General features: G+C 44.3%; 23 protein-coding genes and 1 pseudogene. 21 read left to right on the top strand and 3 right to left on the bottom strand.

Annotation, left to right across the window (positions count from 1 at the left end):
* The first annotated feature begins 43 nt into the window (after window positions 1-43).
* From accB to BM415_RS11650, 18 genes are all read left to right on the top strand, one after another.
* Window positions 44-526 (top strand): acetyl-CoA carboxylase biotin carboxyl carrier protein, encoded by a 483-nt coding sequence (accB, locus tag BM415_RS11740; RefSeq protein WP_091158193.1) that lies wholly within the window; start codon window positions 44-46, stop codon window positions 524-526.
* Between the two features lie 71 nt (window positions 527-597).
* Window positions 598-1,941, top strand: coding sequence for an acetyl-CoA carboxylase biotin carboxylase subunit (gene accC / locus BM415_RS11735; protein WP_091158192.1), 1,344 nt, complete (start codon window positions 598-600; stop codon window positions 1,939-1,941).
* Window positions 1,942-2,145: 204 nt separating this feature from the next.
* Window positions 2,146-2,559, top strand: coding sequence for an Asp23/Gls24 family envelope stress response protein (locus tag BM415_RS11730; protein WP_091159210.1), 414 nt, complete (start codon window positions 2,146-2,148; stop codon window positions 2,557-2,559).
* 93 nt (window positions 2,560-2,652) lie between these two features.
* On the top strand, window positions 2,653-3,195 hold the full coding sequence (amaP, locus tag BM415_RS11725) for an alkaline shock response membrane anchor protein AmaP (RefSeq protein ID WP_091158190.1): 543 nt from the start codon (window positions 2,653-2,655) through the stop codon (window positions 3,193-3,195).
* Between the two features lie 13 nt (window positions 3,196-3,208).
* The gene (locus BM415_RS11720; RefSeq protein WP_091158189.1) at window positions 3,209-3,442 is read left to right on the top strand and encodes a DUF2273 domain-containing protein; all 234 of its coding nucleotides are present in this window, start codon (window positions 3,209-3,211) and stop codon (window positions 3,440-3,442) included.
* A gap of 146 nt (window positions 3,443-3,588) precedes the next feature.
* Entirely contained in the window at window positions 3,589-4,041 is a 453-nt protein-coding gene (gene nusB, locus BM415_RS11715; protein WP_091158187.1) for a transcription antitermination factor NusB, read from the top strand.
* Window positions 4,042-4,117: 76 nt separating this feature from the next.
* A complete protein-coding gene (folD, locus tag BM415_RS11710) occupies window positions 4,118-4,975 on the top strand; it encodes a bifunctional methylenetetrahydrofolate dehydrogenase/methenyltetrahydrofolate cyclohydrolase FolD (protein ID WP_091158186.1) in 858 nt (285 codons plus the stop codon).
* Window positions 4,976-4,991: 16 nt separating this feature from the next.
* Window positions 4,992-6,353, top strand: a complete 1,362-nt coding sequence (gene xseA, locus BM415_RS11705; protein WP_091159208.1) for an exodeoxyribonuclease VII large subunit — start codon at window positions 4,992-4,994, stop codon at window positions 6,351-6,353.
* The gene (xseB, locus tag BM415_RS11700) at window positions 6,343-6,597 is read left to right on the top strand and encodes an exodeoxyribonuclease VII small subunit (RefSeq protein ID WP_091158184.1); all 255 of its coding nucleotides are present in this window, start codon (window positions 6,343-6,345) and stop codon (window positions 6,595-6,597) included. The genes xseA and xseB overlap by 11 nt, the downstream gene beginning before the upstream one ends.
* A gap of 44 nt (window positions 6,598-6,641) precedes the next feature.
* On the top strand, window positions 6,642-7,496 hold the full coding sequence (locus BM415_RS11695; RefSeq protein WP_091158183.1) for a polyprenyl synthetase family protein: 855 nt from the start codon (window positions 6,642-6,644) through the stop codon (window positions 7,494-7,496).
* Window positions 7,497-7,594: 98 nt separating this feature from the next.
* A complete protein-coding gene (dxs, locus tag BM415_RS11690; RefSeq protein WP_091158181.1) occupies window positions 7,595-9,502 on the top strand; it encodes a 1-deoxy-D-xylulose-5-phosphate synthase in 1,908 nt (635 codons plus the stop codon).
* Window positions 9,503-9,625: 123 nt separating this feature from the next.
* The gene (locus tag BM415_RS11685) at window positions 9,626-10,450 is read left to right on the top strand and encodes a TlyA family RNA methyltransferase (RefSeq protein WP_091158179.1); all 825 of its coding nucleotides are present in this window, start codon (window positions 9,626-9,628) and stop codon (window positions 10,448-10,450) included.
* A 120-nt stretch (window positions 10,451-10,570) separates the two neighbouring features.
* Window positions 10,571-11,056 (top strand): hypothetical protein, encoded by a 486-nt coding sequence (locus tag BM415_RS11680; RefSeq protein WP_091158178.1) that lies wholly within the window; start codon window positions 10,571-10,573, stop codon window positions 11,054-11,056.
* Between the two features lie 27 nt (window positions 11,057-11,083).
* On the top strand, window positions 11,084-11,533 hold the full coding sequence (gene argR, locus BM415_RS11675) for a transcriptional regulator AhrC/ArgR (protein WP_091158176.1): 450 nt from the start codon (window positions 11,084-11,086) through the stop codon (window positions 11,531-11,533).
* Window positions 11,534-11,675: 142 nt separating this feature from the next.
* Window positions 11,676-13,397 carry a DNA repair protein RecN gene (recN, locus tag BM415_RS11670; protein WP_091158174.1) on the top strand — a complete coding sequence of 574 codons (1,722 nt, stop codon included), beginning with the start codon at window positions 11,676-11,678 and terminating at the stop codon, window positions 13,395-13,397.
* A 119-nt stretch (window positions 13,398-13,516) separates the two neighbouring features.
* Window positions 13,517-14,848, top strand: coding sequence for a SpoIVB peptidase (gene spoIVB / locus BM415_RS11665; RefSeq protein ID WP_091158172.1), 1,332 nt, complete (start codon window positions 13,517-13,519; stop codon window positions 14,846-14,848).
* Window positions 14,849-15,038: 190 nt separating this feature from the next.
* Complete coding sequence (gene spo0A / locus BM415_RS11660) at window positions 15,039-15,851, top strand: sporulation transcription factor Spo0A (protein ID WP_091158171.1); 813 nt, start codon at window positions 15,039-15,041, stop codon at window positions 15,849-15,851.
* A 523-nt stretch (window positions 15,852-16,374) separates the two neighbouring features.
* A complete protein-coding gene (locus BM415_RS11650; protein ID WP_091158167.1) occupies window positions 16,375-16,848 on the top strand; it encodes a hypothetical protein in 474 nt (157 codons plus the stop codon).
* Window positions 16,849-17,000: 152 nt separating this feature from the next.
* On the opposite strand, the gene BM415_RS11645 is transcribed toward BM415_RS11650, so the two are convergent.
* The gene (locus BM415_RS11645) at window positions 17,001-17,594 is read right to left on the bottom strand and encodes a thymidine kinase (protein WP_091158166.1); all 594 of its coding nucleotides are present in this window, start codon (window positions 17,592-17,594) and stop codon (window positions 17,001-17,003) included.
* Between the two features lie 372 nt (window positions 17,595-17,966).
* On the opposite strand from BM415_RS11645, the gene BM415_RS11640 reads away from it, so the two are divergent.
* Window positions 17,967-18,185 carry a hypothetical protein gene (locus BM415_RS11640; RefSeq protein WP_091158164.1) on the top strand — a complete coding sequence of 73 codons (219 nt, stop codon included), beginning with the start codon at window positions 17,967-17,969 and terminating at the stop codon, window positions 18,183-18,185.
* Between the two features lie 48 nt (window positions 18,186-18,233).
* Here BM415_RS11640 and BM415_RS11635 read toward each other — a convergent pair.
* Both BM415_RS11635 and BM415_RS11630 read right to left on the bottom strand, forming a co-directional pair.
* A pseudogene (locus BM415_RS11635) lies at window positions 18,234-18,607 on the bottom strand (potassium channel family protein).
* Window positions 18,608-18,688: 81 nt separating this feature from the next.
* Window positions 18,689-18,979: a DUF2627 domain-containing protein gene (locus BM415_RS11630; RefSeq protein WP_091158163.1), complete on the bottom strand. Its 291-nt coding sequence runs from the start codon at window positions 18,977-18,979 to the stop codon at window positions 18,689-18,691.
* 148 nt (window positions 18,980-19,127) lie between these two features.
* On the opposite strand from BM415_RS11630, the gene lpdA reads away from it, so the two are divergent.
* Together lpdA and BM415_RS11620 are read left to right on the top strand one after the other, a co-directional pair.
* A complete protein-coding gene (gene lpdA / locus BM415_RS11625) occupies window positions 19,128-20,549 on the top strand; it encodes a dihydrolipoyl dehydrogenase (protein WP_091158161.1) in 1,422 nt (473 codons plus the stop codon).
* A gap of 160 nt (window positions 20,550-20,709) precedes the next feature.
* Window positions 20,710-21,738 carry a thiamine pyrophosphate-dependent dehydrogenase E1 component subunit alpha gene (locus BM415_RS11620; protein ID WP_280142858.1) on the top strand — a complete coding sequence of 343 codons (1,029 nt, stop codon included), beginning with the start codon at window positions 20,710-20,712 and terminating at the stop codon, window positions 21,736-21,738.
* Window position 21,739: the final 1 nt, after the last annotated feature.

Here is a 21,739-nt window from a genome sequence, read left to right as displayed (position 1 = left end):
TCCGAGTGAATAAGGCAGTATGCCGAAGGAGTGAAAATAACAAATGTTTAAATTGAATGAAATCAAAGAATTAATTAAAGTCATTGACGAGTCTTCCGTACAGGAGCTTGAAATTGAGAATGAAGGGTCCAGACTGACCATTCGCAAACCAGGCAAGACTGAAATTGTCCAAGCTGCGGCTTCTGTCAATGCTTATCCTGTAACGAACCAGATTCAGCCCGTGCCACAAGCTATCGAAACACCGGCTTCTTCGTCTGTACAGGAACAAGCGACTGCAAACAGCAATTTACATAAAATTGTGTCACCGATGGTCGGTACGTTCTACTCTGCACCTTCGCCTGAAGCTGGCGTTTTTGTCAATGTTGGCAGCAAGGTAACAGAGAAGACTACCGTTTGTATTGTGGAAGCGATGAAGCTGATGAATGAAATTGAAGCTGACGTGAAAGGCGAGATTGTTGAAATTCTTGTACAGAATGGACAGCTCGTTGAGTATGGTCAGCCTTTGTTCTTGGTCAAACCGGAGTAAGCTCCTGTTGGTGAAATGACTATAAAAAGCAGCTTGAACAGGTCAATGCTCCAAAGGAGGATGTGGTATTAATGAAATTTCAAAAAATATTGGTAGCAAACCGCGGAGAAATCGCCGTTCGGATTATTAGAGCTTGCAGGGAAATGGGTATTGCAACGGTGGCTGTTTATTCAGAACCGGATCGTGACGCACTCCATGTTAGACTTGCTGATGAGGCTTATTGTATCGGTCCGACCTTATCAAAGGACAGCTACCTTAACATAACCAATATTATGAGCGTAGCCACATTAACTGAATGTGATGCAATTCACCCTGGCTACGGTTTTTTGGCTGAGAATGCAGATTTTGCAGAGATTTGTGAATCCTGCAATATTTCCTTTATCGGCCCTTCCGCTAATGCCATCACGAAGATGGGGGATAAAGCGGTAGCCAAACAAACGATGAAGGATGCAGGTGTTCCTGTCATTCCGGGCTCCGATGGTCTAGTGGAGAGTGTCGAAGAAGCGGTTATGATCGCTAGAGATATCGGTTATCCTGTAATTATTAAGGCTACTGCTGGCGGCGGAGGTAAAGGGATCCGAATTGCTGAAGACGAGGAAGATCTGGTGAAGCAGATCGTGGCAGCTCAGCAGGAAGCTCAGAAGGCTTTTGGCAATGCTGGTGTTTATCTGGAGAAATTTTTGACTGGAATGAAGCATGTTGAGATCCAGATCATTGCTGACAAGCACGGGCATGCGGTTCACTTAGGTGAGAGAGATTGCTCAATCCAGCGCCGAAGACAGAAGCTCATTGAAGAAGCTCCTTGTCCAGTACTGGACACAGAGACACGCACGAAGATGGGCGACGCCGCAGTTCGTGCAGCACTCGCTGTCGATTACTCTGGAGCGGGTACACTGGAATTCCTGCTAAGTCCGAACGGGGAATTCTACTTTATGGAGATGAATACACGTATTCAGGTTGAGCATCCGGTAACCGAGATGGTCACAGGAATTGACCTGATTAAGGAAATGATCTCGGTCATTGAAGGAAGTCCGCTGTCCTTTGCACAGGAGGATGTCATCATTGACGGATGGTCGATCGAATGCAGAATCAATGCAGAGGATCCAAGCAGGAACTTCATGCCTGCCCCTGGTAAGATTGATTTCTACCTTGCTCCGGGAGGTCCTGGTGTTCGGGTAGACAGCGCAGCTTATCAAGGCTACACCATTCCGCCTTTCTATGATTCCATGATTGCCAAGCTGATCGTGTGGGCGCCGACTCGTGAGGAAGCGATCGCTAAGATGAAGCGCGCCTTGTCCGAATTTGCTGTAGAGGGGATCCCTACAACGATTCCTTTTCATCTAAAACTGCTGGATCATCCAGCCTTCTCCAAAGGTGATTTTGATATCAAATTTTTGGAGGAAAATGAGATTTAATTGGCAAGAATCAATTTCATAATACCTTCAGTTGCTTCAATCAAGACTATATAGTTACAAATTAGATGTTTAATGAGTTATGAAATGGATTCATATTGAGCTTGTTTGTCATAATGTCCCTCGAATGCTATAGTATGAATAATAAGTGCGCATGTCTTTCTTGTGGACGAGAGGAAACTTACTATGAAAGGTGTGTTAAATGAGATGAGCACAGTGCCGACTGAATTTGAGAGAACTGACATTGGCGAGATCCAGATTGCGCCGGAAGTCATTGAAGTCATTGCTGGACTTGCAACCCTAGAGGTTGGCGGCGTGGCAGGCATGAGCGGCGGTTTTGCAGGTGGATTTGCGGAATTGCTTGGACGTAAGAACCTCTCCAAGGGCGTCAAAGTTGAAGTAGGCCAGCGCGAGGCTGCTGTTGATGTTTCCGTAATTATTGAATACGGGCATCGTATTCCTGAAGTAGCTTCTGCAATTCAGCAAAATGTAAAACGCTCAATCGAGAATATGACTGGACTTACGGTCGTGGAAGTGAACGTTCAAATTCACGATGTTCAATTCAAGACTCAGGAGAAGCTTGACGATCAACCTGAGATCAGCCCTCAGCGCGTGAAATAAAATAATTTAACTATAAACCCCCGGCGTCATGCGCCTGGGGTTTAGTCCATCTTTTTAATACTCAGTTGTTGATGTTGGAGGTTGAATACGTTCGTGGCTAAAATACTGGACAGGCTTCTGTTATTTATATACAGCTTGGTTGTTGGTGTGGTATCAGTAATTATCATTCTCTTGTTTAGCGGACTTGTACCTAATTTGGATATATATATTCAGAATGAACAGATGCTGATGGTAGTAATCCTGACGGTGGCGATTATCTTGTTTCTGCTTAGTATCCGTTTCTTCTATATTTCTGTACGGAGGGATCATAACGTTTATCCTTCGGTTGATCAGAAGACGGAATATGGGGATATACAAATATCCATGGAGACGATTGAAAATCTATGTCTGAAAGCTTCATCCAAATTCCGTGGCGTGCGTGAGGTGAAGTCGCGTATCCAGGTCGCCCAGTCCGGTCTTGAAATTACAATTCGTGCTGTAGTTGACGGTGAAAGTTCCATTCCGGAGCTGACAAGCGAGCTTCAAAAGGCAGTACATGATCATGTACAAGACATTACTGGGATTCCGGTAGCAGTTGTATCGGTATACATCGCCAATCTTGTGCAATCACCGAACTATAAGAGTCGAGTGGAATAGAGGTGGTTGATGGATGCCGTGGAAGGAAATCTGGGACACTTATAAAGGCCGGATTGTAGGCATTTCCGGTGGTATTTTTTTAGGTATCATTTATTTGATTGTTGGTTTTTGGGATATGTTGTTCTTTGCACTCGTAGTGTTTATCGGATATACGCTTGGCAGAAGAAGCGATCAGAAGTTTAGTAGCGTCATTCCATGGCGAAGCTGGCTTGATTATTTGCTGAATGTTTGGCGTCCGTTCAAATGAACCCTGTGATATGTTTTTCTTACTCCAAAAAAGAGCTGCAGTCTTCATGCCCGTTTTTGGGAAGAATAGCATAAGCACAGGTTTTTTTGTGTGAAGAATGAATTGCAAATTAGGGATAGATTAGATATGAAAGCAGGAGGCAGGAAATGAAAAGACGTTTGGCAAGGGAAATTGTGGTTCAAAGTCTGTATCAGATGGAAATGAATGAGGTTGAGGCTAAGGCTGCAGTAGATATGCTGTTTGAAGAAGCAGCAGAAGAAAACGAGAGTGGAGTTGTCATTAAGAATGAACCGGTGATGCATGCCTATGTACTTGAGCATGTCCGCGGCATTTGGGAGAACAAAGAAGCACTCGACGGTCTGCTGGCTGATTATTTGAAGGGCTGGCAGGTCAGCCGCTTGTCCCGCGTGGATCGCCAAATTCTGAGACTCGCTGCTTACGAGATGTTGTATCGTGAAGACGTCCCTGCGAAGGTAGCTGTTAACGAGGGGATTGAGCTGTCTAAACATTTTGGGACAGAAGAATCAGGGAAATTTGTGAATGGTGTATTAGGAAAAATGATTCAGGATGTTGAAGCTCTGAAGGCTCGTGTTAAATAATTTCTTAGTTACGACGATTTCTTTATTAAATAATAACGGTTGTTTATAAAGTTTGGATTCAAGGGAGAGAAGAGACATGACGGCAACAATTATTAGCGGAAAGCAAATTTCAGAAGATATTCGCAGTTCGATTACAGAAGAAGTTCAGCAGCTGAAGGCAAGAGATATTGTGCCTGGTCTGGCCGTTGTATTGGTAGGCGAAGATCCTGCATCACAAGTGTATGTTCGCAATAAGGAAAAGGCATGCCATGATTTGGGCTTCTATTCAGAGGTTCATCGTCTTCCAAGTGATACAAGTGAAGAGGATCTTCTTGCTCTTGTTGACAAACTGAACCGTCAGATGAGCATTAACGGTATTCTGGTTCAATTGCCGCTGCCTGGTCATATTGATGAGAAGAAAGTGATTAATGCCATTGCGGTTGAAAAAGATGTGGATGGGTTCCATCCTGTAAATGTGGGTAATTTGGTAATTGGGGACGATAGTCTCCTTCCATGTACACCTGCAGGCGTTATAGAAATGATCAAACGTACAGGGATTGAGATTGCAGGCAAGCACGCTGTCGTCATCGGACGCAGTAACATTGTCGGCAAACCGGTATCACTGCTCCTTCAGCGTGAAAATGCTACGGTGTCGATGTGCCACTCTCGTACTTCAAATATGAAAGAAATTGCGCGTCAGGCAGATATTCTTGTCGTGGCTATAGGACGGGCTAATTTCATCGATGCAAGCTACATCAAGGAAGGTGCCGTTGTCATTGATGTAGGAATGAATCGGCTTGAGAACGGAAAGCTTGCAGGTGATGTGGATTTTGCGAGTGCTAGTGAGGTGTCAGGACCCATTACCCCTGTTCCAGGCGGAGTAGGCCCTATGACAATTACGATGCTGATGCAGAATACTCTGCTGTCTGCTAAGCGTGCTCACGGTCTCGTCTAAAAAGGGAGTGATTCCTCTGGCTGAAGAACGAATTTATTCAATTAAAGATTTGAATCGTTATATACGTATGAAGCTGGAATCCGATTCTGTACTGACTGATGTGTGGATCCGTGGTGAAATCTCCAACTTCACGCATCATTCCAGCGGGCATATGTATTTTACACTTAAGGATGAAGGAAGTCGGATTAAGTCTATTATGTTTGCGACACATAATCGCAGGCTCCCTTTCATTCCGAAGGAAGGTGCCCGTGTTATTGCACGGGGAAATGTATCCGTATATGAACGGGATGGACAATATCAATTCTATGCAACACATATGCAGCCTGACGGTGTCGGCAGCCTGTACATGGCATATGAGCAATTAAAACAAAAGCTGGACGAGGAAGGCTTGTTTGCCGCTCTACGCAAACGACCTCTGCCCCGCTATCCCAAATCCATAGGCGTGATTACCTCACCGACTGGAGCGGCAGTGAGAGATATTATTACGACCATTACTCGCCGTTATCCACTGGCTGAGGTTTATTTATACCCTGTGCTTGTCCAAGGGAAGACGGCCGCGCCTTCAATAGTACGTGCGCTTGATCTGGTCAATGAGATGGCAGAAGTTGACGTCATTATTGTTGGGCGTGGCGGCGGCTCTTTAGAAGAGCTATGGGCCTTTAACGAAGAAATGGTAGCAAGAGCGATTGCAAGATCACAAATTCCAGTTATTTCTGCAGTCGGTCATGAAACGGATTTTACGATCGCTGACTTTACTGCAGATGTGAGGGCAGCAACGCCGACAGCTGCGGCAGAGCTTGCTGTGCCTCATCAGATGGAGCTGAAGGAACAACTTGCTGGTTACCAGCGTAGGCTGAATCAGAGCTTGATAACAAGAGCGAAGCACAATCGTGATAAGCTCGAACGTTTATCCAAGTCACCCGTTCTTATCAATCCACGCAGAAGTTTGGTGCAGCATACCGAGAGATTGGATCAGCTTCATATGAGGTTATCAAGGTCAATGGATTCGAGGAAAAGGTTTGCAAGAGAGAAGCAGGAACGGATGCGTATGTCGCTCGTTCGTTTTAACCCTTCTGCACAGGTGTCTTCTGCGAAGAGGGAGATTACTTCGTATAGAAAGCAGCTCGAGACCTCGATGGCCTCTCTTGTTAAGGCAAGTCGACAGCAGTTAGGCGCGAATATGAGGCATCTCGATGCATTGAGTCCGCTAAAAGTAATGTCAAGAGGCTATAGTCTTGTGTATGATGAACAGGATAAAAAGTTAGTGAAATCAACCAAAGAGGTCGCTCCTGGTGACTTGGTCAAAATTAAACTGGTCGATGGACAGCTTGCATGCCAGGTCTGGGAGATAAAGGAGGCAAACGAAGATGGCAAATGAGAAGGAGCTGAATTTTGAAGCTGCGATGGCAGAGCTAGAAGAAGTCGTGAACCAGCTCGAACGGGGAGACGTTCCTCTCGAACAGGCAATCGAGCTGTTTCAAAGAGGAATGAAGCTGTCTCAGATCTGTAATCAAAAGCTCGAACAAGTGGAACGTAAGATTGAAATGATCGTAGAAGAAGATGGAGAGTTTCGGAAGCAGCCTTTTGGAGGTAATGAAGATGAGGGCGGTGTCTCTTTGTGACTAGACCATCCATAGAATTGTATATTCAGGATGTGGTTGACTTAATGGCGCGAGAGTTGAGAACCGTATTTCCCGAAGCCTGGGATATTCCTGAACATTTAAAAGAGTCAATGCAGTATTCGCTTATGGCCGGAGGCAAAAGGCTTCGTCCAGCGCTTGTTATCGCAGCATGTGAAGCATTTGGTGTGGAGCGGGAAGCCGCTCTGCCGGTTGCTGCTTCTGTAGAGATGATACATACATACTCGTTGATTCATGATGATTTGCCCGCCATGGATAATGACGATTATCGCAGGGGGCGTTTAACCAACCATAAGGTCTACGGGGAAGCGATGGCTATTCTAGCGGGTGATGCGTTGCTCACTCACGCCTTTTACAGTGTAATCCAAACAGCTCGCAGGTTCAATATTCCATCAGATCGCGTGCTTACCATTGTTGAGGAGCTCTCTCTGCATGCAGGTGCACGAGGCATGGTTGGAGGACAGGTGGCAGATATGGAGGGCGAGCAGGGGATGACATCCTTATCACAGCTCGAATATATCCACCTCCATAAGACGGGTGACCTAATCATCTTCTCTCTTATGGCTGGAGGTAGAATTGGCGGTGCAGATGATGTACAGCTGGAGGCTCTCCGTTCGTTCGGCAGAAATCTCGGTCTTGCCTTTCAGATTCAGGATGATATTCTTGATCTCATTGGAGATGAGCAGAAGCTGGGGAAGAAGACACAGAGTGATGTCAATCAGCAAAAAGTAACTTACCCGTTCTTTATAGGTATGGACCAATCCCTGGCTGAAGTAGAGCGTTTAACGGCTTCCGCAAAAGAAGCACTGATAACAGGCCGTATTCCTGATCCATCTCGGCTGCTGGAATTGGCGGATTATTTGATGAAAAGAGATCATTAGAGTTGGCGAGATTTATGATTTAAAGTGGATTGTGGTATAATATACCCTATGAGAATAACTAATTTACAAAAATTTATGAAGGAAAGCGGGGGGTTCACGTGCTCCTTCCACAAATTAAGGGACCAAACGATCTGAAATCATTGTCTGTGGATGAACTTGTTTCGTTATCGGGGGAGATTCGTCAGTTCCTGATAGAAACAATTTCTCGTACAGGAGGGCACCTTGCATCCAATTTGGGAGTGGTAGAGCTCACGATCGCCCTGCACTACGCTTATAACAGCCCTAAAGATAAAATGATATTTGATGTAGGCCACCAGGCTTACGTTCATAAAATATTAACCGGACGAATGGACAAATTTGATACGCTCAAGAAGTATAAGGGGCTGTCTGGTTTCGTTAAGCGTAATGAAAGCGAACATGATGTTTGGGAAGCCGGACATAGCAGTACCTCTTTGTCAGCTGCCATGGGAATGGCTTATGCAAGAGACCTCAAAGGCGAAGACAACAAGGTCATCGCAATTATTGGGGACGGAGCCTTGACTGGCGGAATGGCATTTGAAGCGTTGAATCATATTGGACATGAACAGAAGAAGTTAATGGTCATTCTAAACGATAATGAGATGTCCATTGCTCCTAACGTCGGAGCCATGCATAACTATTTGAGCAAGATCCGCTCTGACAGACATTATCTGAAAGCCAAGGATGAAGTTGAGCTTGTATTGCGCAAGATTCCTGCTATCGGCGGTACACTTGCGAAGTCTGCAGGCCGACTCAAAGACAGCTTGAAATATATGATGGTTCCGGGTGTATTGTTTGAGGAATTGGGCTTTACTTATCTTGGACCTGTTGATGGTCATGATATGCCTAAGCTGATCGAAACCTTCAGACAGGCGGACAACGTTAATGGCCCGGTATTCGTTCACGTTCTAACAACCAAAGGCAAGGGATATAAACCGGCTGAAGCCGATTCCTTCAAATGGCACGGTATTTCACCGTATAAGATTGAATCTGGACAAGTGCTCAAATCTGTAGGCAATCCGATGTATACCGATGTATTTGGAGAAACACTCATTGAGCTCGCCAGAGAAGATGAGCGGATTGTCGCTGTTACTCCTGCCATGCCGGGAGGTTCAGGTCTCATTCCATTTAGCAAGGAATTTCCTGAGCGGATGGTTGATGTTGGGATCGCCGAGCAGCATGCGGCTACGATGTGCGCAGCGCTGGCAATGGAAGGATTAAAGCCGGTATTTGCAGTCTACTCCACCTTCATGCAGCGTGCCTATGACCAGATCGTTCATGATATTTGCAGGCATAATGCGAACGTTATATTTGCTATTGATCGCGCAGGCTTTGTTGGGTCGGATGGCGAAACTCACCAAGGTGTTTACGATGTAGCATTCTTACGTCATATTCCAAATATCGTTGTGATGATGCCGAAGGATGAGAATGAGCTGAGGCATATGATGAAGACAGCACTGGATTATAATGAGGGTCCAATTGCTTATCGTTATCCGAGACTGAATGGTTTAGGTGTGCCGCTTGATCAAGAGCTTAAGTCTATTCCGATAGGTTCGTGGGAGACATTGCGGCAAGGAGAGCATTACGCCATCATTTCAGCAGGGCCTATGATTCCAATTGCGGAAGAAGCGGCAGAGCTGCTGAAACGTGAAGGAATGCAGGTTAGTGTCATTAACGCCAGATTCTTTAAACCGCTGGATCATGAAATGCTTATATCCTTACATGCGAAAGACACGAAAATGATTGTGCTTGAAGAAGCATCCGCAGCGGGAAGCCTCGGAAGCAGCATTCTTGAATTCTATTCAGAAGCAGCGCTATACGATACCAAGATTCATATTATGGGGATTCCGGATGAATTCATTGAGCATGGAAGTGTTAAGGAGCAGCGTGAGGAAGTTGGACTTACTGTGCAGGCGGTTAGTGAAGAGCTGCGTAAGTTGAAGCTTACGTTCGCTTATGATCTTCCAAAGACCAGCACACCTTCATGATGAATACGTCAAAATTTAGAAGATGAATAAATTACAAGTCCGGAGAATTATAGAGTCCAACAAATGGGATGGGATATACTCATATTGGACTCTATAGCTTTTTGGTTTAGGACAGGAGAAATTATGTCAGTCCCAAAAGAAAGAATGGATGTCCTGCTCGTAGAGCAGGGATATTACGAAAGCCGTGAGAAGGCAAAGGCAGCTATTATGGCCGGTCTGGTCTATGCTAATGAAGAACGAATTGAAAAACCGGGAATGAAGGTTTCGCGCGAGGCTGCCATTCGAGTGAAAGGCGCGGTACATCCTTATGTGGGACGCGGAGGACTTAAGCTGGAAAAAGCAATTCGGCAGTTCGATATTTCAATGGAAGGTCGAACCATGCTTGATATTGGTTCCTCAACGGGCGGCTTTACAGATTGTGCTCTTCAGCATGGTGCTGCGCATGTTTATGCGATAGATGTAGGTTACAATCAATTGGATTGGTCGCTTCGCAACCATCCACAGGTCACTGTCATGGAAAGAACAAATTTTAGATATGTGACACCTGAGAATTTGACGGGTCCTACGCCGGATACCGCAAGCATTGATGTATCCTTTATTTCATTAAAAATAATTCTTCCTCCCCTAATTCAACTGCTTAAACAGCCGGCTGATATTGTAGCCCTGATCAAGCCGCAGTTTGAAGCGGGAAGAGAAAAAGTACCGAAGACAGGGGTTGTCAAAGAGCCAAAGGTACATGCGGAGGTTCTGCGTTCCATTCTGGGATACGGACATGAGCTTGGTCTTACACTGTCTGATCTGACATTTTCGCCTATTACAGGTGGAGAAGGAAATATTGAGTTTTTGGCCCATTGGCGTCTGAACGGAGATCGTGTGGAATCCGCTGAGCCTGATTTTGATCATCTGATTGAGTCCGTGGTTAACGAAGCGAACCATACCTTTCATTGAAACTCATCTTATAAAGATGGGTTTCTTTTGCTGGATATAAATAAAACCATCTGATTCCCATATTTCTCAAGAGGATATTTTTTTTGGCTAACGAATATCTCCTTGTGAGAGGTGAGATGCATGGAAGGCCAATATGATAAAATTGTTATCGCGTTTCTTGGGATCATTATTGTATTCTGGGTGTTGTATGGGATTCGCAGATGGCTTCAGGAGCCGGTTCCTGAACAGCTTCCAGAACTTGTACTCAATGAAGAAATTCAAGAACATCCTGCACTCGAAATTTTGGAAAGAGAGGGTTATGAGGTGATCGGAGGGAGGCTCAAAGTCCCGCTGACCTTTCAGGTCGACAAGCAAACGCTGTACAGCCGGCTGTTTATTGATTATGTAGCTGAGAAGGAGGATGAGGTATTCATTGTGAAGACCTCGAGAAGCCGGATGCCGCAAGAATGGACAGGCTCTGGACTTAGAGATCGCCTTCTACCTTATTTGCTGCTGTACCCGAACTGTAACGGTTTATTGTATGTTGATACAGACGATAATAACTTGAAGCTAATAACGCTTATTGATGAAGATGATTATATTTGGGAGCATGAAGATGAATATTAATTTATAGATCATTGGATGGAGGCAGGTATGAAGGGACAACGACATATTAAAATCAGGGAAATCATTAGTCAGAATGACATTGAGACGCAGGACGACCTTGTCGAAGCTTTACGACAAGCGGGTTATCAGGTAACTCAGGCAACGGTATCACGCGATATCAAGGAATTACTGCTTATTAAAATTCCAACCGATGATGGAAGGTATAAGTATTCACTGCCTACGGATCAACGATATAATCCGGGGCAGAAATTGAAACGGGCCTTGGTCGATAATTTTCTCAGCGTGGATTATACGACGAATCTGGTGGTTATGAAGTTTTTGCCAGGCACAGCCAATTCAGTTGCCGCACTCCTAGACAGCATTGAGTGGCCAGAGGTTATGGGCACAATTAGCGGTGATGATACGATCCTGGTGATATGCAGAACAGAAGAGAACAGCAAGACCGTCATTAATCAAATCATGAGTTACATTTCTTAATCATAATTTCAAAAAAACAGACGAACGTATGTTTCTTTTTGGTGAGAAATAGTGTAAAGTATACATCGAAGATGAAAATAGCAACAAGTGTTCCCTTCTAGCTGTAGAAGGGTGACACAGTTATCATTGGAGGTGTTGGAACATGCTTTCCACATTATCAATCCGAAATTTAGCCGTTATCGAAGCAGTTGATGTACATTTTAATTCAGGATTTCACGTGTTGACCGGGGAGACGGGCGCAGGTAAATCAATCATAATAGATGCTTTGGGACTGATAGCGGGAGGACGAGGCTCAGCAGATTTAATCCGCTATGGCTGTGACAAGGCAGAGATGGAGGCCTTATTTGAGCTTTCTGTTCAACATCCCGTATGGAACACGCTTTCGGAGCTGGGAATACAGGCGGAGGCGGATGAACATCTGGTTATTCGCCGTGAACTTACAGTTTCGGGTAAGAGTGTATCCCGGATCAATGGTCAGCTCGTGAATCTGACAATGCTTCGCGAAATTGGAGAACAATTGATCAATATCCATGGACAGCATGAGCACCAGAGTTTACTTAGAGCAGAGAAGCACTTAGGTCTGCTCGATACATATGGAGAAACGATAATTCGACCTATCAAAATAAAATATAGTGAGCAATACCGTGCTTTTGTCAAAGTGGAGAAGGAGCTTAGGCAGCTTCAGGAATCCAGTCAAAAAGCATACCAAATGCTTGATATGTACCGATTCCAGTTGGAAGAAATTGCAGCTGCAGGTCTTGTTCCTGGTGAAGATGAATCCCTTGCCGAAGAAAGGGTCAAACTATCCCATAGTGAAAAGATGATGGATTCGGTATCAGGTGCTTATGAGCTGCTTCACGGTTCACAGGGACTCGAAGCAGTGAGCTATGCCATTTCGAAGCTGGAAGATATTAATGATTACGATCACAAAGGAATACACCCAATTCTGGAACAGCTTCAATCTGCATTTTATCAACTGGAGGATGCGGCTTTTCAGCTTCGCAGCTACCGGGATGGAATTGAATTTAATCCGGTTCGGCTATCCGAGGTCGAAGAGCGCCTTAATATGATTACCGGATTGAAGCGCAAATATGGCGAAAGTGTAGAATCCATACTTCAGTATTATGTTCAAATTGAACGAGAAACCGATCATCTGGAGAATAAGGATGAACGCTTGGAGAAACTGATCGCAGAGCGTAATCAATTATTAGAGGGATTGTTGGAAACAGCAGAAGAAATGAGCGAGGCACGCAAGATTTGTGCTGAAGAGCTATCCAATCAGGTAGAACAAGAACTCAAGGATCTGCAGATGGAGCGAACTTCAATGCGTGCCCAGATCTCCATTATGGAAGATCCAAAAGGTGTGGAATGGAAAGGAAAGCGTATTCGAATTACTAAGCATGGGATTGACAATGTAGAGTTTCTTATTTCACCCAACCCTGGAGAGCCCCTTCGTCCATTGGGCAAAATTGCATCCGGCGGTGAAATGTCCAGAATTATGCTTGCATTAAAGAGTATATTTGCACGCCATGATCAAATACCTGTGCTCATATTTGATGAAGTGGATACAGGTGTCAGCGGCAGGGCAGCTCAATCTATTGCCGAGAAACTGTTTCTCCTGTCTTCAACTTGCCAAGTATTCTCAATAACCCATTTGCCTCAGGTTGCATGTATGGCAGATCATCAGTATCTAATTGAGAAGAATGTTCACGATGAACGGACAATGACTCAGGTGGAGTCCTTATCAGAGCAGGGAAGAGTGACAGAGCTAGCCCGTATGCTGGGTGGTGTTGAAATTACAGAAAAGACATTGCATCATGCTCAAGAAATGCTGAAACTTGCTGAAGCCAAAAAAGGGGCATAACTGCTGTTCGGAACAATGATTGACAGTAATAAAAGGACCTGGCCAAGGTTATGTTATAGTTACGCAATTGGCGACCACCTTTCGTCAGGCGAACGAAGCAAAGGGAGTGTGACAGCCACTTGAAGCCTAGCCTTGGAATGAAACTAATCGGTCTTATTGTTGTCTTCTCTATCTGTCTCATTGGACAGACCCTATTGCCCGTATTTAGTTACGCATCATTGCCGGATGAGCTTCATCTGTTGGCCGGACGTGAAACAGATCTTGAAGTAGCTGCTCCAGTCGATCCAAGCGTGTCTGAACATCCTGAAGTTCTGCAAGTTAATCTTAGCAAGAGTCTTAAGGATGAATCCAAGTCCCACTCTGTTCATCTGTATCCGCAGCGTGAAGGAGCCACTAAACTTACCTGGAAGCTATTCGGTAAAATTCCGTTCAAAACAACGGATGTCACGGTCGTTCCTGATCTCAAGGTTGTGCCAGGTGGCCAAACTATTGGTGTCAAAGTCAAGTCAGCAGGAATATTAGTGGTAGGTCATCACTTGGTTCGTTCCGCTAATGAGACACCGATATCTCCTGGTGAAACAGCAGGTATCAAGCTCGGTGATTTGATCACTCATATGAATGGGAAGTCGTTAACTGGGGTAAGTGGAGTAGCAGATGCAGTGCTCGAAGCTGGAAAGTCCAAGAAGCCTATTGAGATTACGCTGACTCGTCAGGGAAAAGTCATAAATACCAAGATTTCCCCCGCATTTGACGAGGAAGATAAAACATGGCGACTCGGACTCTACATTAGAGATTCAGCAGCAGGTGTGGGGACCTTAACCTTCTATGCTCCCGATCAAGGTGTATACGGAGCATTAGGTCATGTTATTACAGACATGAACACACAAACACCGATTGTCGTAGGAAGTGGAGAAATCGTACAATCCAATGTTACCTCTATATCCAAGAGTGAGTCTGGGGATCCTGGAGAGAAGAGAGCTCATTTCTTCAAAGAGAGCAAAATCCTTGGTAACATTGAGCGCAATACTCATTTCGGTATTTTTGGCAAAATGTCAGATAATCCGGAGCACAGCCTGTATGGTAAACCGATTCCTGTCGCCTTCGCTCATGAAGTAAAGGAAGGACCGGCAGAAATTCTTACCGTAGTCGACGGGCAGAAGGTTGAACGCTTTACTGTTGATATTGTTCATGTATCTGATCAGTCTCAGCCGGCAACCAAAGGGATGGTTATTCGAATTACAGATAAACGTCTCATTAACAAAACGGGTGGAATTGTACAAGGTATGAGTGGAAGCCCGATCGTGCAAAATGGGAAATTAATTGGCGCGGTCACTCATGTATTCGTTAACGACCCGACGTCAGGATATGGATGTTTTATTGAGTGGATGCTGCAGGATGCTGGAGTCGTCATTCCTCAGAAAAAACAAACAACAAATCTTAAGGCCAGTTAGAGCCTTAAGATTTTTTTGTCGAAATAATAAGAACTTAATCATAAATTGAAATAAAATACAATATTATAAATCAACGGATATAAAAAATAAAGAAAAATAATTTTCGACAGAAGGAATTTCCTCCCCTATGTCGAAAATCTAAGGGGTAAGGGAATGACGAATCAATAATTGTCTAAGGGAGGAAATACACTTGCAAAAAATCGAAGTATTATTGGCTGATGATAACAGGGAGTTCACGAATCTGCTAGCTGAATATATATCGGAGCAAGAGGATATGGAGGTAACAGGAATCGCTTATAACGGCGAGGAAGTTCTTCAGCTGATTAGTGACGGAAGAGCCGTTCCTGACGTCTTGATACTAGATATTATTATGCCGCATTTGGATGGCCTTGGTGTGCTGGAGCGTTTGCGCGAAATGGATTTGTCACCGCAGCCTAGAGTCATTATGTTAACTGCATTTGGTCAGGAGAACATTACGCAAAGAGCTGTTCAATTAGGAGCTTCATATTACATTCTGAAACCATTTGATATGGAAGTGTTGGCAAATCGTGTTCGTCAGCTCATTGGTACTCAAACTATTACAAGCAGCGGTAGCTCACAAGTAATCTCCTCCTCCAACAAGTCAAATGTCGTTCCAATTGGAAAAACAAAAAATCTGGATGCAAGCATTACATCCATTATTCATGAAATTGGTGTACCGGCTCACATCAAGGGCTATCAGTATTTGCGTGAAGCCATTACAATGGTTTACAACAATATTGAGATCCTAGGTGCGATCACCAAAACGTTGTATCCAGCCATCGCTGAGAAATTCAAGACCACTCCATCGCGTGTTGAGCGCGCTATACGTCATGCGATTGAAGTGGCTTGGACTAGAGGGAATATTGATTCTATAAGTCATTTATTTGGATACACCATCAACATCAGTAAATCCAAGCCGACCAATAGCGAATTCATTGCGATGGTAGCTGATAAGCTGAGAATCGAACATAAAGTGTCTTGAAAGGATAGAGATAAATAAGCACTGGCTGTTTATTTATCATTTTTCCCTAGTTCTGAAACCGAGAGACGTAAATGAATAAATATTCATGCGCTTGCCGAAATTGTAGGTAGGCGCTTTTTCTAGGGAAAAGACAGAAGGGAGCGAGGGTACGCTGATGATGTATATGATGATTGGTGTTGCGGCTGTTGTTATGATCATTACTGCCTTGAGATGGAAGAGCAGACAGCGATCCAAGAAAAAGAACAATGTCATTTACTTGAAAAATGTTCGAAAACAGCGTACATTACAAAAGTGCTCCAAATGTAACAAAAAAAGTAAGCTTCAATTTTACTCAGATTCAAGTGGAAATGTTTCCGGTATATGTAAAGAGTGTGAAGGGAATATGAACACTCAAAAAATGCTTCCGCTATGACAATTAACCACATAAGGAGCGTTATGGTATTATTGGTGGTTATTACATTACATTTTGTTTTGCTTTCGATTTACAATTGTAGTACATTAGCAGAGAATAAGGAGGATTCTAATGTACTCAAGTAGACAAGACGATACGTTATACATCATGACATACACACTAAGCAGCGGTATCAAGGGAACCGTTCCTTTGTCTAGCAAACAAATCCAGGATTGGCTCCATTGCTATAAGAGTGATACGAAATTTATCGCAGAGATTGGCAAAGAGTTCTTTGGATTGAATCCGACACTCGTATCGGATTTTAAAGTGCATAATCAATTTTCAGATTATCAGAACGTGATCATGCCGGTACAGCAAGACAACATGGATCGTTTATCTACCGCATATCGTGCGAACGAAATTCTGATGAAGATTGATTGCAAATGTGGAACCGCTTATGTAACGGAATCTCCTTATAAGCGAACGAAGTGGTACTGCACTAAATGTAAGGAAATTGTATTCCTCGATATGAAGAAGGGCATGGTGGAAACCTCGCGGGGAGATGCATATTACATGACCAATAAATATTTTGTGACCAGAGACTAGTCATGCGAGGCCAATATGGTGCTTACGCTTGTCTGACAGCTGAGATATAAAAAGGAGTGACCGACATTCATACGGACACTCCTTTTTATTAGGGCTCTGATCGCTGCCGAGGCTTGAAGAAGAGCGGATAAATATTGTTTTCTAAAGGGTATCTAGCACTTTACCTTATGGGGAGGTACGAAGCATTTTCTGCATCGCGGCTCATACGCTTCTGAATCACCAATCATAATGACGGGTCCGAGAGTCACGGGCTCTCCATTAACAATTCTTTGTGTGAATACGGCTTCAGAACTTCCACATACAGCACAAAAGGCTGTTAATTTTTCAATGTCATCGGAGATGGCCAGCAATCCGCCGATATAGCCGAACTCCTTCCCACGATAATCCATATTTAATCCGTCGACAATGACGTGCTTTCCACAGTAGGCCAGTTCCTCCACGATATCCATAATCTCACGGCTGAAAAACTGTACTTCATCAAAAGCAACCACATCAGCATCTTCGGTTTCAGTCATGATTTGTTTTACAATTTCAGGAGTCAGCTGTTTAGGAATGGGAATGGCAGGCAGCTTATAACCAATTCGGCTTACGATTTCATCGACTTCAAAACGATCATCTTCTGCGGGTTTATAAGCGACTACTTTGCGTCGGCCATACTTGATTAATTTTTGACAGCGTCGAATAAGCTCACCTGATTTCTCACTGAACATGGGACCTGTAATGACAGTAATGCGACCTTTGGGCACGGTAATAATCTTCCTCTCTCTGTTACTATTCCGCTTGAAACTCTACTTTCTTGAATCAATTTCATCTTTTTATTGAGCTATGAAATTGATTTACTTATGATAAAAAGTGACATTTAAGATAGAACAAATGCTTAAAGATATCATTGTTCTTTAATTTAATCTATCCCGATAGAATGAATTAAAGTTTTATTGGCTCTTTAATTCAATCTATCAAGATAGAATGAATTAAGGCATTGTTAGTTCTTTAATTCAATCTATCAAGATTAACATATCCAAATGTGTTGAATCCACTATTTTATAGTCAATTAGAAAGTAATACTTGGAAGTGAAGCATGCCGCATGGTATTGTTTTAAAGTTGAGGTGAAATAACAATGAATAACGACAATAATGTAGAGAAGTTACGAGAAAAGTATCAACAGCTGCTCCATCATGGCGAACTCTCAGAGCAGGCATCAACATTGTTTGAAGTGATACTCGGCGAGCTGGAGCACGCTGCAGGTCAGAATGAACGGCTTCGAAAAGTGATTCTCAAGCAATCCTCGAACAGCAATAGAATGAATTCGAAATTGCGGGATGCTCTGATGGAATAGGGCTGTTCAATTAAAAATCTCTTCCTTGTGGAAGAGATGGAGTGTGACTTATTTTTCATCAAGAGATTCATCAGGCACGGCTTCTTTGGGTTCGCTGGATAGACGATCAGGAACGATGATGCCAAGGGTGATTCGCGCGATCATTCCAAATGTGATACCGATGCCTGCAAACATATAAATAATGGTGAAGATTTTGGCAAAGTTCGTTTGTGGAGAAAGCTCTGGATGACCCACCGTTGTTAATGTAACAGCGGAGAAATACAAGCGTCAATCCAGTCCCACTCTTCCACGCTGGAATAAAAAATGGTGCCCGAGAGCAAAGTCGCGAGCATGACAACGAAAAGTGCAAGGAACTTCTTGTCCTTGCAACCGTGATAAATACCTTGCAGCAATCTTTTGAGGGTCAGTATGAAGGATATCATGTAAACACGGTCTCCTATCCGTATAAGATGTTAATAGAACATTATACCGGAGTACGAGGAGAAGGTTAAGCCATGTATTCATTATGAGGTAGCATCGGTGTTTTGTTTCCTTTTGAAGCGCGGGCCTACATAATTACGTTTACGGTCACGGAACAAGATCCAGCCGCCAAGAAACGTCATACAGCAGCCAAATAGTACAAGCCCGAGCGAAAAAGAAAGCCATTCAAAGGCAGGTCTCGCTACCTGCTCATTGCCATGCTCGGCATAATAGTGAAACAAGGAGTCTTTCATCATAAGGAAGCCTTTCATGGCTCCAAGACCTGGAATGACAAGAATGATAATGGCGATAAATCGGGAAAGCATTAGCCGCATAAGGAAATACCCCATTTCATACGTACGTATTTTCTATATGATACCTTGTCTTCTAGTTACTGTCTATTGGAAACGGGTTTTTTGTTATTCAATAAGAGGAAGAGTACAATAATGTTTAGTAACGATATGATTGGAGGATTTTATAATCATGGCAATTCATTGCGATGTCGCTATATTAGGCGGGGGAACGGGCGGTTATGTAGCCGCGATTCGCGCTGCACAGCTTGGCAAAGAGGTTGTTCTTATCGAGAAGGACAAATTAGGCGGAACATGCCTTCATAAGGGCTGCATACCGAGTAAATCTTTGCTGCGGAGTGCTGAAGTTTATGCAGAGATTAAAGAAAGTGCCAGCTACGGTATAGAGACCTCAGAGGCAACGCTTGTTTTTTCGAAGGTCCAGGAACGCAAGGATGCGGTGGTGGAACAGCTTCACCAAGGAGTTCAGTATCTGATGCGCAAAAATAAAATCACAGTGCTGCAAGGAAAAGGCAGAGTTGTTGGCCCATCCATCTTCTCTCCTAAGAGCGGAGCTGTAGCAGTGGAGCTGGATAATGGAGAGATGGAGAATGTGGTTCCCAACCATCTTATCATTGCGACAGGCTCCCGTCCGAGAATATTACCAGGATTAGAGCCGGATGGTCGGTACATCCTCAGCAGTGACGAGGCGCTGAATCTGGAAGAGCTTCCAGAATCGATAATGATCGTAGGCGGAGGCGTTATAGGGATTGAATGGGCTTCTATGCTGAATGATTTTGATGTGAAGGTAACCGTGGTGGAGGCTGCGGATCAAATATTGCCGCAGGAGGATGGAGACATCGCTGCTGAGATGCAGCGTCTTTTGACCAAGCGTGGAGTGAAGGTTATTACCGGCGCAGCCGTCGATCCCGCTACATATGGTATTCAGGATGGGCAAGCTACTATCGAGATAAAGACCAAGAAGGGTACGGAAACGCTTGCTGCTTCTCAAATACTCGTATCGGTTGGACGTACTGCAAATGTGGAAGGAATTGGTATAGAGAATACCGATATCAAGACAAAGAATGGATATATTCAAGTGAATGGCCATTTGCAGACAGGAGAACCGCATATTTATGCAATCGGTGATTGCATAGGAGGACTTCAGCTTGCTCATGCTGCGAGCCATGAAGGCATTCGTGCCGTCAATCACATCGCAGGTGTTTCCATGCATGTTTCACCTGACCACCTCATTCCGCGTGCCATCTACTCAAGACCAGAGGCGGCGAGTGTGGGCTACACGGAACAGCAGGCAAGGGAACTGGGTTTCTCGGTCAAGACAGGGAAATTTCCTTTTCAAGCGATTGGAAAATCGCTTGTTTACGGCAACCGAGACGGTTTTGCCAAGGTTATAGCAGACGAAGTCACAAATGATATTTTAGGGGTCCATCTCATCGGTACGCATGTGACGGATATGATTAGTGAAGCTGCGCTGGCCATACTGCTAGATGCTACTCCATGGGAAGTCGGGCAGCTTATTCACCCGCATCCATCCTTGTCCGAAATTATTGGCGAAGCCATGCTGAACGTGGATGGTAATGCAATTGGGATGTAACATCTCGTACCTGTATTAAAATGAAATATCAACATACTTCAAAACGTCTTTTCTTTTTGGAAAGAAAACGAGTATAATGAATTTAAGCCAAGTCTTAGTACCAGGTTTTAAGACAAGACGGTACTTCATCTTGAACTGCTCTCAAAAGGAGGTTTGAAGTTTGAATTCAGACACGACATCTAAACAACACAAACATACGAAGCTTGGACTTTCAGACGGTCAAGTCATTGATATGTACAAATATATGCTGCTTGCACGGAAGTTCGATGAACGCTGCTTGCTGCTTCAAAGAGCTGGGAAGATCAATTTCCACGTATCCGGAATCGGTCAGGAGGCTGCGCAGGTTGGAGCTGCCTTTGCTCTGGATCGTGAGAAGGATTACTTCCTTCCCTATTATCGTGATTATGGTTTTGTTCTCGCCGTCGGAATGACGCCTCGCGATCTGATGCTGTCGGCTTTTGCCAAGGCTGAGGATCCGAACAGCGGGGGACGGCAGATGCCGGGCCATTTTGGAAGCAAGAAGCTGCGGATTGTAACAGGCTCGAGTCCAGTGACTACACAAGTCCCGCATGCAGTGGGCGTTGCACTGGCTGCAAAAATGCAGAACAAAGACTTCGTTTCTTTCGTTACCTTCGGTGAAGGCTCCAGTAACCAGGGAGATTTTCATGAAGGAAGCAATTTCGCTGGCGTACACAAGCTGCCGGTCATTATTATGGTGGAGAACAATCAGTATGCCATCTCTGTGCCTGTTCATAAGCAGTTGAGCGGTAAAGTAAGCGATCGTGCTCTAGGTTATGGATTCCCTGGGTTCAGAGTTGATGGCAACGATGCCCTTGAAGTTTACGCAGCCGTCAAGGAAGCCAGAGAGCGTGCGGTTGCAGGCGAAGGTCCGACCTTAATTGAAGCCATGATGTACAGACTTTCTCCCCATTCCACCTCAGATAATGATCTGGCATACCGGACCAAAGAGGAAGTTGAGGAAAATTGGAAGAAAGACGGACTCGTCAAAATGAAGCAATACCTCATTGATTGTGGTATATGGAATGAAGAGCGTGATGCTGATCTGGCGGCACAGCTTGCGCTCGAATTAAAAGAAGCGACTGAATCTGCAGACGCGGCCCCTTATCCAAAACCGGAAGATACACTGCTTCATGTGTATGCTGACGATCATTTGGGAGGAGGACAATAAG

The sequence above is a fragment of the Paenibacillus sp. 453mf genome, assembly GCF_900116105.1.
In the GTDB taxonomy this organism is placed as follows: Bacteria; Bacillota; Bacilli; order Paenibacillales; family Paenibacillaceae; genus Paenibacillus; species Paenibacillus provencensis.
The sequence above is the reverse complement of the archived record's forward strand: the minus strand, read 5'-3'. Positions and strand labels throughout refer to the sequence as shown.

Excerpts from the sequence above, each read along its gene's own strand:
- accB (WP_091158193.1), top strand. The coding sequence starts at position 44 with ATGTTTAAATTGAATGAAATCAAAGAATTAATTAAAGTCATTGACGAG.
- accC (WP_091158192.1), top strand. The coding sequence starts at position 598 with ATGAAATTTCAAAAAATATTGGTAGCAAACCGCGGAGAAATCGCCGTT.
- BM415_RS11730 (WP_091159210.1), top strand. The coding sequence starts at position 2,146 with ATGAGCACAGTGCCGACTGAATTTGAGAGAACTGACATTGGCGAGATC.
- BM415_RS11720 (WP_091158189.1), top strand. The coding sequence starts at position 3,209 with ATGCCGTGGAAGGAAATCTGGGACACTTATAAAGGCCGGATTGTAGGC.
- nusB (WP_091158187.1), top strand. The coding sequence starts at position 3,589 with ATGAAAAGACGTTTGGCAAGGGAAATTGTGGTTCAAAGTCTGTATCAG.
- folD (WP_091158186.1), top strand. The coding sequence starts at position 4,118 with ATGACGGCAACAATTATTAGCGGAAAGCAAATTTCAGAAGATATTCGC.
- xseB (WP_091158184.1), top strand. The coding sequence starts at position 6,343 with ATGGCAAATGAGAAGGAGCTGAATTTTGAAGCTGCGATGGCAGAGCTA.
- BM415_RS11695 (WP_091158183.1), top strand. The coding sequence starts at position 6,642 with ATGGCGCGAGAGTTGAGAACCGTATTTCCCGAAGCCTGGGATATTCCT.
- BM415_RS11685 (WP_091158179.1), top strand. The coding sequence starts at position 9,626 with ATGTCAGTCCCAAAAGAAAGAATGGATGTCCTGCTCGTAGAGCAGGGA.
- BM415_RS11680 (WP_091158178.1), top strand. The coding sequence starts at position 10,571 with ATGGAAGGCCAATATGATAAAATTGTTATCGCGTTTCTTGGGATCATT.
- argR (WP_091158176.1), top strand. The coding sequence starts at position 11,084 with ATGAAGGGACAACGACATATTAAAATCAGGGAAATCATTAGTCAGAAT.
- recN (WP_091158174.1), top strand. The coding sequence starts at position 11,676 with ATGCTTTCCACATTATCAATCCGAAATTTAGCCGTTATCGAAGCAGTT.
- BM415_RS11650 (WP_091158167.1), top strand. The coding sequence starts at position 16,375 with ATGTACTCAAGTAGACAAGACGATACGTTATACATCATGACATACACA.
- BM415_RS11640 (WP_091158164.1), top strand. The coding sequence starts at position 17,967 with ATGAATAACGACAATAATGTAGAGAAGTTACGAGAAAAGTATCAACAG.
- BM415_RS11630 (WP_091158163.1), bottom strand. The coding sequence starts at position 18,979 with ATGCGGCTAATGCTTTCCCGATTTATCGCCATTATCATTCTTGTCATT.
- lpdA (WP_091158161.1), top strand. The coding sequence starts at position 19,128 with ATGGCAATTCATTGCGATGTCGCTATATTAGGCGGGGGAACGGGCGGT.